The 11,692-nt window shown below is 64.9% G+C and carries 11 protein-coding genes and 1 pseudogene; 6 read left to right on the top strand and 6 right to left on the bottom strand.

The window, feature by feature from the left end; all coding sequences use genetic code 11:
• From GY937_25855 to GY937_25865, 3 genes are all read right to left on the bottom strand, one after another.
• On the bottom strand, positions 1–168 hold a 168-nt coding region (locus GY937_25855), incomplete at its 3' end, for an isoprenylcysteine carboxylmethyltransferase family protein (GenBank protein ID MCP5060142.1).
• 67 nt (positions 169–235) lie between these two features.
• A complete protein-coding gene (locus tag GY937_25860) occupies positions 236–862 on the bottom strand; it encodes a hypothetical protein (protein MCP5060143.1) in 627 nt (208 codons plus the stop codon).
• Positions 859–1,548 (bottom strand): 2-hydroxychromene-2-carboxylate isomerase, encoded by a 690-nt coding sequence (locus GY937_25865; GenBank protein MCP5060144.1) that lies wholly within the window; start codon positions 1,546–1,548, stop codon positions 859–861. Before GY937_25865 ends, GY937_25860 begins: the two co-directional genes overlap by 4 nt.
• A gap of 93 nt (positions 1,549–1,641) precedes the next feature.
• Here GY937_25865 and GY937_25870 point away from each other — a divergent pair, with 93 nt between their 5' ends.
• From GY937_25870 to GY937_25880, 3 genes are read left to right on the top strand one after another with little or no spacing between them, the layout of a single operon-like run.
• Positions 1,642–2,100: a nitroreductase family deazaflavin-dependent oxidoreductase gene (locus tag GY937_25870; GenBank protein MCP5060145.1), complete on the top strand. Its 459-nt coding sequence runs from the start codon at positions 1,642–1,644 to the stop codon at positions 2,098–2,100.
• A 15-nt stretch (positions 2,101–2,115) separates the two neighbouring features.
• Positions 2,116–2,775 carry a 2-hydroxychromene-2-carboxylate isomerase gene (locus tag GY937_25875; protein MCP5060146.1) on the top strand — a complete coding sequence of 220 codons (660 nt, stop codon included), beginning with the start codon at positions 2,116–2,118 and terminating at the stop codon, positions 2,773–2,775.
• Positions 2,776–2,818: 43 nt separating this feature from the next.
• Positions 2,819–4,057: an amidohydrolase family protein gene (locus GY937_25880; GenBank protein MCP5060147.1), complete on the top strand. Its 1,239-nt coding sequence runs from the start codon at positions 2,819–2,821 to the stop codon at positions 4,055–4,057.
• Here GY937_25880 and GY937_25885 read toward each other — a convergent pair.
• Positions 4,041–4,846, bottom strand: a pseudogene (locus tag GY937_25885) (SDR family oxidoreductase). The gene GY937_25880 and the pseudogene GY937_25885 overlap by 17 nt on opposite strands.
• A 221-nt stretch (positions 4,847–5,067) precedes the next feature.
• Between GY937_25885 and GY937_25890 the strand changes: the two are divergent.
• On the top strand, positions 5,068–5,343 hold the full coding sequence (locus tag GY937_25890) for a hypothetical protein (protein MCP5060148.1): 276 nt from the start codon (positions 5,068–5,070) through the stop codon (positions 5,341–5,343).
• A 43-nt stretch (positions 5,344–5,386) separates the two neighbouring features.
• Here the strand turns inward: GY937_25890 and GY937_25895 are convergent, their stop codons facing one another.
• Both GY937_25895 and GY937_25900 read right to left on the bottom strand, forming a co-directional pair.
• Positions 5,387–5,677: a hypothetical protein gene (locus GY937_25895; GenBank protein MCP5060149.1), complete on the bottom strand. Its 291-nt coding sequence runs from the start codon at positions 5,675–5,677 to the stop codon at positions 5,387–5,389.
• Position 5,678: 1 nt separating this feature from the next.
• Positions 5,679–6,632, bottom strand: coding sequence for a J domain-containing protein (locus GY937_25900; protein MCP5060150.1), 954 nt, complete (start codon positions 6,630–6,632; stop codon positions 5,679–5,681).
• A gap of 267 nt (positions 6,633–6,899) precedes the next feature.
• Here GY937_25900 and GY937_25905 point away from each other — a divergent pair, with 267 nt between their 5' ends.
• On the top strand, positions 6,900–10,148 hold the full coding sequence (locus GY937_25905; protein MCP5060151.1) for a hypothetical protein: 3,249 nt from the start codon (positions 6,900–6,902) through the stop codon (positions 10,146–10,148).
• 15 nt (positions 10,149–10,163) lie between these two features.
• Positions 10,164–11,414: a HEAT repeat domain-containing protein gene (locus GY937_25910; GenBank protein ID MCP5060152.1), complete on the top strand. Its 1,251-nt coding sequence runs from the start codon at positions 10,164–10,166 to the stop codon at positions 11,412–11,414.
• Positions 11,415–11,692: the final 278 nt, after the last annotated feature.

Here is an 11,692-nt window from a genome sequence, read left to right on the forward strand (position 1 = left end):
CACACACAACAGCAGACCAACCGCGATACCCACGGCCCCTTCGACGGGGATGGTGATCGGCCAGACCAGGTGCTGAAGCAGCAGCCCAAGGAGCAACCCGATCAGCGGAACAAGGGGCGGCGGGAAACGGACGGCCGCGCCATCGGCGGCTTCGGCTTCGTTCGGCATTGACGGAAGATGCCACAGGCGAGTCCGTCCGACCCGCACCGCCGATGCTTCGACCTACGCTTCCCGATCACCCCTGGATGGGAATCGGCCCCGACCGTCCGTCCAGAATCCAACGCAGCATTGGGAAATGTTGGCGCCCGAAGAAGAGCTCGCCGTCCACGACGAACCCGGGTACCCGAACGAGGCCCTCGTCTCGTAGCTCCGATTGGAGCTTTGCCGCGACCCTCGTGCCCTCGTTGCCAGACCAGACCAGGAACGAAGCGCCGTCCGCGTCGAACGAGTCGATCAGGGATGCAATCTGTTCCGGGTTCGACGCATCGAGTTCGAGCGACCAGTAGCCACGAAACAACTCTCCCAGAAATGCAGTCAGGCGCTCAGGTGCTCGCTCTCGGATCCATAGCCAGCCGAGGTGCGCGGCATCGACACTCCCGTTGCGATACGGCTCACGCAGGATGATTCCCTGGGCCCGGGAGTAGGTTTCGATCTCCCGTGCAATCGCCTCCGCTCGGTAGAAGAAATGGCGGACTCCCCTGCCGTCCCCGTCCTTTGGAGCGACAGGCGGCTGGAGTGGCGAAACATCCAGCGGCAGCCAGTCGACGGCATCGGATCGCGAAGCCGCCAGCTCCATGGCCGGCTGCAGGGCCAGGAAGGCGAGAGGGTGTTTGAGATCGAGCAGGATACGGAGCCTCGTCACGGGCCGAAGCCCCGATTGGCCACATCCGGCGAGGGCCCGACCGAGCCTCGGAGCAACCAGGCGACGCGCGGGAGGTGTTCGCGGCCGAACCACATTTCATCGGCGACGAGATACGAGGGAACGCCGAATACGCCGGCATCGAAAGCTGCTTCGTTCAACTGGTCGTGGGCATCACGGCCGGCACCTCTGGCATAGGCTCGGAAGCCGCCGACATCCGCGCCGATCCCGGCAAGGGCTGCTTCGAGAACGTCCAGATCCTCGATATCCAGATCGCGGCGCCAGAAGCGTTCGTAGGCCTCGTCGACGAATCGATCGAAACACTCGCTGCCTTGTTGCTTCGCCCAGAGCATCGCAATACCGGCCAGACTGGAATCCCAGATCTTCTCGGTACCCCGGAGCGTCTTGTCACGCAGCTTCGCATAACGCCGCGCATCCTGATACGCGTAGCGAACCCACGACCATTGGCTGGGGGTGCGTTGGCTGCTCTCGACCTTTCCCTTCTTGTCGAGCCGGGCGGAACCCAGAAAACTGGGAATGTCCAGCGTGAACGGCCGCCAATCGATCGAAACACCGGCCGCCGCGGCCATCGCCCGGGTCGGCTCGATGGCGATGAACGCGTAGGGGCTCTTCATGTCGATGTAGACCGCGAGGGCCGCATCTCCGCGGAGCCGCGAGAACTTGTTCATTTGCCGAGTGTAGAGGATCCGCGATCCGGCCCTCTCGGGTCGGCCTGCGGTAGGCTTTCAGTGCCGTGCCCGCCCCCCTCTCGGAGGAATCCCATGTCTACCGAAAAGACCTCAGGCCCCGGCTCGCCCCCGCCCCGCTTCATCCTCAAGGCCATGACCCGGACGCATGTCTTCCTGCACCGTTTGTCCGGTGGACGCTTCTTCAACAAACTGGGTGGTGACGACGTCTGCTTCGTGACGATGACCGGTGCGAAGAGCGGACGCCGTCTGACCGTTCCGTTGATGTACGTACCCCACGAAGGCGGCATTCTTCTCGTAGCCTCCCAGGGCGGCGCGCCGAAGAACCCGGTCTGGTACGGCAACCTGGTCAAGACCCCGGACATCGAGGTCGATCATCGAGGCCGGCACTCGAATCTCCGGGCCCGGCTGGCGACGGCGGAGGAGAAGCCCGCTCTCTGGCCGATCTGTGACCGCCACTATGCACCCTATGCTGAGTACCGGGAGAGGACGACCCGCGACATCCCGATCTTCGTATGTGAACCCACGGACTGAGGAGAACTCCCCGAGTTGGCCGATTCCCTGACGATCGACGTGTTCTGGTCGTTTCGAAGCCCCTGGTCCTATCTGGCGACGCCTCGTCTCGCTGCCTGGCAAGACCGATACCAGTTGGACGTGCGCTTTCGTCCGGTCTACCCCATTGCGATTCGCACTCCCGAGTTCTTCGACCAGGTTCATCCGTTGTGGACCCGCTACTTCATGGTCGACGTGCAACGCGTCGCGCAGTTCCTCGAACTTCCGATCGCGTGGCCGCACCCGGATCCGGTCGTCCAGGAACTGGCGGACGGACGCATGCGAACCGGTGAGACCCAGCCCTACATCCACCGCCTCACCCGGCTGGGCGTTCTGGCGGAAGAAGAAGGCTCGGGGGTCGAGTTTGCCCTTGCGGTCTCGAATCTGATCTGGGGCGGCACGGAGAACTGGCACGAGGGAGAACATCTGGCGCGAGCCAGCGCTGAAGCAGGCCTCGATCTCGAGGCCCTCGACGCCCGCGCGGAGAGCGAGGTCGATCGAATCGAAGCGGCAATCGCGCAGAACGAAACCGACCATGCGACCGCAGAACATTGGGGGGTGCCTACCTGCGCTTTCCAAGGTGAGCCGTTCTTTGGTCAGGATCGATTGGACGTACTCCTCTGGCGGTTGAAACAAAACGGCCTGGAAGAACGCTGATCCGCCGCGAGCAATGCGGCGAGCATGATGCGATGCTCGCCGCATGCGAACGCTCTCGACCTTCTCCCGTCGCCAATTCCTGACCGGCACTGCCGCAAGCGCCGCCGGCCTTGCCCTCGGCGCTTGTTCCTCGCCCCCGGAGCCGGGCCGATACACGGAAGCGGATATCGCGGGACTGGCCGAGCAACGGAAGACCGAGCTTGCCCGCTCCGGGAAGGGACCCTTCGGCCCGCAGAAGTATCGTGGCTACCGCGGCCTCGCCGAGCTTCCCTGGTTCGAACTCGACTCCCTGGGTCAACTCGTCTGCGTCGCGGACGATTTTCCGACCGCCATCGATATGCACTGTCACTTCGGGATCTCGATGCTCCTGGCGCCGGACGTCGACCTCATGCAACGAGGGGAACGCGTCTGGCACCTGCTCGATTGCGATTCCGAAGATCCTGGCTGCGAACTGGACCTCGACGTCTACATCAATGCCAACTTTACCGAGGACGACCTCTGGGAACTGCGAAAAGGGGTCGTCGCCCAGGCCAGCTGGGGAAGCTCCGCGGCTGCGACCCACACCATCCCCAACCTCCTCGCCGAGATGAAGGCATCCCGCGTGGGCGAGGCCGTCATCCTGCCGATCGCCTTCGGCCTTCCGTTTGGAGACGACCTGACGGAGCGCTGGATGGCGACCATCGATCAGGCCGAGGCGGGAAATCAGTTCGTGAAGGCCGCTTCCGTGCACCCGCGAGATCCAAACCGCATCGAAAAGCTCGATCGATACGCGGCCGCCGGTGCTCGGGCGATCAAGTTGCATCCCACGATGCAACGCTTCTATCCGGATGACCCCGATGTCATGGACATCTACGAAGCCTGCGAGCGGCTGGGGCTGGCTGTGACCTTCCATGCGGGGCGTGCGGGTATCGAACCCGAATCCACCCATCGCTACGCAATGCCGCGCCACTTCGAAGGCGCGCTAAGCAGCTTCCCGGGCGTGAACTTCGTTCTCCTGCACTCCGGTGCCCGCGACGCAGCCTCTGCCCTCGACCTTGGTCTTCGCCATGAGAACGCCTGGCTGGGCATCCACGGCCAGGGCGTCACCTCGCTGCACGAGATGCTCGAAGCGACCGGTGGCGAGCGCATGCTATTCGGAACCGACTGGCCCTTCTATCACCTCGCAGCCACGTTGGCGAAGGTCTTGATCGTCACCGAAGGCAGACCCGAGCAGCGTGCGGCGATCCTGCGGGGGAATGCGGAGCGATTGCTGGCACCCCCGACTTCTACTTCCAGCGCCTGAACCCACCTTCGCTGTTGATCACCTGCCCCGTGATCCACGCCGCCTCCTCGCCGACCAACCAGGCCGCCATGTTTGCCACGTCCTCCGGCATTCCCCATCGACCCGCCGGCATCATGTCGGCAATGGCCCGGTGCATCCTGGGAGGCGCATAACCGGTATCCGTTGGGCCAGGGTTGATGCAATTGACCGTGATCCCCTGGTCGATCAGCGCATCGGAGAGGGACGCGGTCATCTGGTGAATGGCGCCCTTGGTCACCGCGTAGGCGATCTCGTTCGACATCGGACCGATATGCTGCCCGCTGCAGAACAGCAGCATACGGCCATGGGAGCGGGAGGCGTCGTGACGCGCGGCGAAGCTCTGGGCCAGCAAGACCGAAGCCCGCCCGTTGGCGGCCCAGCAACGATCGAGTTCCAGCGCTGTTACATCGGCCAGCGATTCGGTCGAGCTGCGCGCATGGTTCGCGATCAGGATGTCGATCGCGCCAAATCGCGCTCCACCGTCTCACGAACGAGCTGATCGGCGACGGCCGGATCTTCGAGGTCCGCTTCCTGGTAGTGAAAACGACCGTCCCCTGGATCGAGTTCGGCTAGAAATGCCGCCCCGCGGTCCGCATCGGCGCCCCAGGCCATCTCATCGTCGTGGGAAGCCCAACCGGTCGAAAAGACCGAGGCGCCCTCGTCGAGCATGCGGCGCGCCAGAGTGGCACCGATGCCGATCTCCCGAGACACACCGGTGAGGAGTACGACGCGGTTCGATAGAGATCGATCGCGAGAAGAAGATCGAGACATGAGCAGGTCCTTTCGATGGCGAGCCACTCGCGAGAGCTTCTCTAGACCATCGCGAAACGGGTTCGGAACACCGAACGCGGGGGAGGGTCCTGGTTCGGGGCGGTCGTTCGCTATCCGAGTCCTGCTCTACATCGCAGACGAGCATAATCCCCTGCGGCGGCGCAGCAACTCGGAAACTGCCAACGCTCAAGGCCCCTGGGCCGGGTTCCGAACCACCCCTCATGAGCTGGATCCACGATCTGCGGAAGCCCGGGCACACGACCCTGCCAAGCGCCGTTGGGATTCCCCTTCTCGTGCTCTTCCTGGGGTTCTGGCTGGCAGACGCCTGGCAGCATCGGAACGACTTCAAGAGGTGCCAAGCCACTTGCGATGCGCAGGGCGCGGCCGACTCGACCTTCATCGCCGAGAACCAGCAGCACAGCCGACCCGCCGAATGCCGATGCGGTTTCGGAGACGGCGAAGGGCTGAGCTGGAAGAGAGTGAAGATCCCGGACTGAGGCGCCGACCCGGGAAGCCTCCCTCGGGTGGGAAGAGCCTGGCTCAGGGCGATTGGCTCTGGCCCCGAAGCGCACGCACCAATGCCTCGATGCGTGCCCGGCTGGTTCCGAGTTCTTCGCGCAGGCGAATGATCACGGCCACACCGGGGAGGTTCACCTCCAACTCCTCGGTCAGGCTGTAGGCAACCCGTGCCCTCTCGAGCATGCGTTCGCTGTACGGTGCCTGGCTGCTCGTGGCATCGGCAAACAAGATCTCCTCGGTCTCGAGGCGAATCAGGAAGCCCTCGTCGATCTCGAGGATCTCGGCGATCTGGTGGCGAGTGAAGGTCGGCATCTCAGAGCCCCTCCCGCAGGTGCGCGCGGACATCGTCCGCATACAGGCCTTCGAGTTCGCGGACGGCCGCCTCGAGCTTCTCGGCTTCCGCATGCTCGGGGAGCACCGCCTCGAGCCGGACGTAGAGATCTCCCCGCCCGCCGTCGCGCCGCTTTGCGCCCTTCTCCCGGAGACGGAGCTTCCGGCCCGCCTGCGAGCCTGAGGGCACCGTCATGCGGACGGAGCCATCGGGCGTCGGCACATCGATCTCGGCCCCAAGCACGAGCTCTGGGATCGTCACCGGGACGTCGACTCCGAGGTCATCGCCTTCGCGCTCGAAGAACGGATGGGGACGTACGCGAAGGCGGACGAAGAGATCGCCCGGCTTGCCCCCACCCGGTGCCGGCGCGCCCTGCCCGGCCAGACGAATGCGCGTCCCGTCTCGTGCGCCGGGAGGAATGCTCACCTTGAGGGTCGGGCGCCCTTCGGGCCTGAGCTCCACTTCGGCCGCTCGAACCACATCGAGGAAATCGACCCCCACCTCTGCCTCGAGATCCGAGCCGCGCAGCGGGCCCCGCCGGCCGAAGCCGTGCATCCCCTCGAATTCATGGGCACCACCCCCGCGGCCCTGGAAGAGATGCGAGAGCAGATCTTCCACATCGACATCGCCGCCGAACTGATCGTGACCCGGACTTCGCCCCGCACGCCGCGCCCACTGTTGATAGGCGCGGGCCTTTTCCGGATCGAAACCGGCCGCCAGGCCCTCGTCCCCGAACTCATCGAAGCGCCTTCTCTTCTCGTCGTCGAGCAGCACCTCCTTCGCCCAGGAGATCACCTTGAAGCGTTCCTCGGCGGCTTCGTCACCCGGATTCACGTCCGGGTGGGTCTCTCGCGCCAGCCGCCGATAGACCTGCTTGATCTCGTCGCCCGATGCATCCCGCGCCACGCCCAGAATCTTGTAGGGATCGCGATCCATCCAATGAGGATCGGCGCGAACCGTGATCTTTCAAGGCCAGGCTCGGTGGGGCCAGCAGATGGCGTCGCGCGGCCTCTTCCGGGATCGGGGCTCGGCTGGATTCTTGCGATCTACTCGACCAGTCCCCGAGGGGAGTTCCATGGACGAATCCGCGCCTCCACTCCGCTAGTCCTGGAATTCCGTGGGAACTTCCCCCTATAGTATGGGGCCCTCGGCTCCCGGGCCGCCGGTCTCCGTTTCCATCGCGCTTTTTGACGAGGACTCCCCATGCCGTTTCGCAACCCGCTCGCTCTTATTGCCCTGGCCGCCGTCGCCTGCCTCGGGTTCACCTGCCCCACCCCGCCGGTGCAGATCATCCTCCCGGCCCACAATTCTGTGGTCGGAACCCCGAGCTTCCCGGTGGAGATCCATGTCAGCGGCTCGTCCGTCGATGCGTCCGGAACCACGGCGACGTTGAATGGAATCCCCGTGTCTCTCACCGAAGGGCCCCCCGGAGTCTTCACGGCGACCGTCGATCCTGGAGACCCCCTGCTCGACAGCAACGAGCTGATCGCCTCGGCACCCCTTGTCGGTGGCGGCGGTAGCGTCCGGATCGCGGTTGCCTTCTTCGACTACCTGCCGCCGAAGTCTCGCGCCTTCGAGATCACCGACCCGGGGGATCTGCTCACCGGGCCCCTGGCCGACAACCGGCTCGGCGACACCATGATCGAGAACGACGTAGCGCGCTTCGTGATCCAGGCTCCCAAACAGCGCGACTTGCATAGCGTGGGACAATTCGGTGGCAACCTGATCGACGCGGAACTCGTGAGCAAACCGGGGCTCGACCAGTTCTTCGAACTGCAGCCCTCGATCAATCTCGAGACGGTCATCAACGCCCAGACCCTCGAGGTGCTCAACGACGGACAGAATGGTGAAGCGGCCGTCGTCAGGACCTGCGGTCCCGACGATCTGAACGACTACATCAACGCATCCTCGCAGGTCGGGGAACTGGGGCTCTCGCTCCCCAACGTGTTGAGCATCGTCGATGACCGTGACTACGACGTGGACGGCTGTACGGAATACCGGCTGGAGCCGGGCAAACGCTACGTGGCGGTAGAAACCACCGTTCACAACAACGCCGCCAGCGACGTCAAATTCTACGTGGGTTACTACGTCAACGGCATGGGCTCGCTCGAGCAGTGGGTCCGAACCGGGGCCACCCCACTCGGCCTGGGCGAGGCCCTGGTTTCCCCGTCCAGCGAGGTCCTTGCCTTCATGGGCTTCGGCGCCGCAGAAGGAGTCGACTACGGCCTGGTCCCGATCAATTTCCCGGGCGGCGTTGGCTTCTCGAGTTCCTTCTCCACTTCCGGTGTCAGCTTCATGCTCCACACGCATTCCCTCCTCGCGGTGCTGGGTGCCGATTTCGACCCGTTCTTCACGGTTCCGGCCGGGGGGAGCAACTCTTTCCTCGGCTACTTCTCCGTCGGTGACGGCAGCCTGGCCAACACCGCTGCGGTCGAGGCCGAGGTCAAGGGCCTGGCTACGGGAACGCTGAGCGGATGCGTCACGGTCGCTGGCTCGCCGGCCCCGTCCGCTCGGGTGGCGCTGGGTCCGATCGTTTCCGGCGCAATCTCCCGGGTCGACGCCCACTTCCTCACCGACGCCGCCGGCTGCTACCAGGCGGACATCCCAGCCGCGACTTACGGCGTCGCGGCTGCCAAGGAGGGCCACCTCTTCGAGGGGGCTGGCGTGATGCCCGTGGTCCACTCCGTTACGGTGCCGGCCTCCGGTGCCATCGCCGCGCCAACCATCGATCTTCCCGCGACCTCACGGATCCGAATCGAGGCCGTGGACGAAACGAACTCGCCGGTTCCGGTGCGGATCGTCTCGGTCGGAATCGACCCGAGCCCGGAGCCGACGCTCTCCTTCGCACTGCCCGGCCTCGGTTCCACAACTTCCGGAATCTTCAACGATCTGAAGGAATCCCCCCTGGACGGGCTGACCTCCGTGAACTTCGCGGGAGCCAGTGGAATCATCGAGTTCGACCTGGAGCCGGGCGACTATCAGATCACCGTCTCTCGGGGCACCGAATGGTCGATCCACCAGGAGAGCATCACCGCAGTCGCAGGGACGACTCACCTCGTCAGCGCACAGATCGCGCCGGTCCTCGACACCACGGGTTTCGTCTCCTCGGACTACCACGTCCACATGATCCACAGCCCGGACTCCCGGATCGGCCTGGCCGAGAGGGCCCTCTCCTACTCGGGAGAAGGCGTCGACAATATCATCGTCACCGACCACGACGCGGTCACCGACCTCATGCCGACCATCACGTCCCTCGGCCTCACGTCCTTCGTGCACGCCACCATTGGCGAGGAGATCACGACCTTCGACTACGGGCACTACAACGCCTACCCACAGGGCCAGGACACCTCGAAACCCAGCAACGGCTCGACCGACTGGGGAGGGGCTGCACCTGCCGGCAAGGATTTCCCGCCTGACTACTATGGACTCACGCCCGCCGATATCGACAGGGCGGTCCTCGCCGACCCGAGCAACGCAGGCCTCGACACGGTCGTGCACATCAACCACATCGACAGCCACTTCGGCCCCTTGCAGATCGACACGGGGCTCGAACCCCCGCAGTCGCTGCTCGCCGATCCGACCATCTTCCGGCTCAACCCGGACGTTTCGAATTTCTTCCATCCGTTCCTGGCCCTGGAGCTGTGGAATGGCGCATCCGTCGGCGCCCAGAACTCCTTCCTCAACAACCGGATCGGAGTCTGGATGAACCTGCTCAACCAGGGGTACCCCTCGACCGCCATCGCCGACAGCGACACGCATACCGTGAAGGACCTCGAGAGCGCCGGAGGCCGAACATGGACGCCCTCTTCGAGCGATTCGCCGGCGGCGATCAGCGACAGCGAGATCGGGCTGGCGGTGCAAACCCAGCGCGCGGTCGGCGGGCAGGGGTGCTACCTGCAGAGCCAGCTGGTCGAAGGTGCCGCGGTTGCTGATTTCAGCCTCGGCGGGACCACGTTGGTCACCGCGACCGACGGTTCGGTCGATCTCGACATCCACGTCCAGGCGCCCGTCTGGGGGGAGTACGACACCATCGAAATCTACCGGAACGCCGAAACCGTCGTCGCCGGAACCTCGGGCGGGACGCCTGTCGCCTACGGCGCGAATCCGACGACCGTGCTGACACTCGGTGCGGGTGACTTCGTGCGAAACACGCTGAACGTTCACCCGGGAGTTACGGGTGCGGACCGCTTCGACACCCTGCTCACGGTTCCGCTCACGGACCTTACCGTCGACGAATGGGTCGTGGTCGTGGCGAAGGGAACGGTCGGCAACTCGACCCCCACCTTCCCGGTCTACCCGAACAACGCCGACGGCGGCCAGACGCTGGCGCAGCTCACCACCCTCGATCCGAACGAGGGGGGCGTGCGAGCGCTCTGCTACACCAACGCCCTGTTCGTCGATGTGGACGGCAACAGCAGCTTCGATGCGCCTGGCGTGCAACTGGCTCCCTGAGGTCATTTGCCCTCCATGTCGAGGCGGTTCGCAAAGCTCAGTCTGTTGCCGTTCTTCTTGCTGCTGGCCCTCCCGGCCGGCGGCCTGGAGACGTCGATCCCTGCGGCCGGCGGCTACCGCTTGCTCGAGGCGGCCCAGGGTGCACCGCTCACGGTCGTGGGCCTGGTCGAAGCCCCCAGTCGCATCGATACCTATGGCCGGCGTGCCGGGCTTCGTGTCGAGCGGGTTCTCAGCGGAGAGGCCAACCCGGGTGATCTCCTCGTGATCGCGTGGGAAGAGTTCGGCCGGGATCAACAGCTGCGATTCACGGCAGGGAAACGGAGTGTGTTGGCACTCGAACCGCTCCCCTCTGGTTCCCTCTGGCGCAAGCGATTCCCCGCACGAGAAGCCTTGGCGATCGCGGCCCGCGGAGAGGCATTCCTGAACGACCCGGACCCAACCACTCTCGACTCCCTGGAAGCCTACCTTCGCCTTTCCTCCGAGGAGAGAGAAGAGAAGGCGGGTGTCACCGCGTTGGCAGCGCTTGCGGCAGTCGGTGATGCGCGGTTGGCCACGGCTGCCATCGATGCGCTGGCGCGTATCCCCGGCCTGGAAAACCGGCTGGAAACGGAGTCGACGGCCCACCTCGAGGCATTGCTCGAGAACGCCTCGCGCCCGGTCGAGCTCCGACGCCAACTCATCACCCTGGCAGGAGACCAATCCCTTCATTCATTGGAACCAGCGCTCTCGCCCCTCGCGGCCCTCCCCTCCGCGCTGCAAGGCTCGGCCGTCACATCGCTCGCGCAGCTTCAGGGAGGTCTCTCGGCGGAACGAACCGAAAAGCTGCTCGCGAGCGAAGACCCTCGAGTGCGCGCTGCAGCGACGCGATGGGGAGGCAAAGGACTCCCTGATACCAAGCTGAAGGAGCTGATGGCGAAAGATCCAGCGGGGCAGGTCCGGGCCGCCGCGCTGACGGCCCTGTTCGAGCGACACGGGCTGGCCTCCCTCGAGGCCGCCCTTCCGGCGCTCAGCGATGACGATGGGCAGGTACGAGGGGCCGCCATGGAGAGCATCGGGCGGCTAGGCGGTTCAGCCGTTCCTGCGCTTCGTGAGATGCTCTGGAATCCAGATGCAGATCCAGCAACGCTGACGACCCCGCTGATGACCTTGGCGCTCACCGGTCCGGAGGGCCTCGGCGAGCTGCAGAAGATCGCTGCGGAGCATCCGACCAAGAAGCTCCGCAAGCTTGCTCGCTTCGTCCTTGGGCAGGATCCGGGCCACGATTGAGCTCGCACCCGGATCTGACGTGGGCCACCGGACGCGCCAGCATCCCGCCACATCCTGACTCAGCAGGAATCTCCCGGGCGCAACCTACCTGGCCACCACTTGCGCCTATTGAGCTTCGCCGCTTGAAAGGCCCTAGACCAGCCGCCGTCGGCGCCGTCGCCAGGCCCCCAGAGCCAGCACCGGTAGGACCTCGAGGCCAATCAATCCGCAGTTGATCTGGTTGACAGAATTCTCGCGGTTCAGCGACGACGAACTGCCGCACTGAGCGTCCGCAAGGT

The sequence above is a fragment of the bacterium genome, from assembly GCA_024228115.1.
In the GTDB taxonomy this organism is placed as follows: domain Bacteria; phylum Myxococcota_A; class UBA9160; order UBA9160; family UBA6930.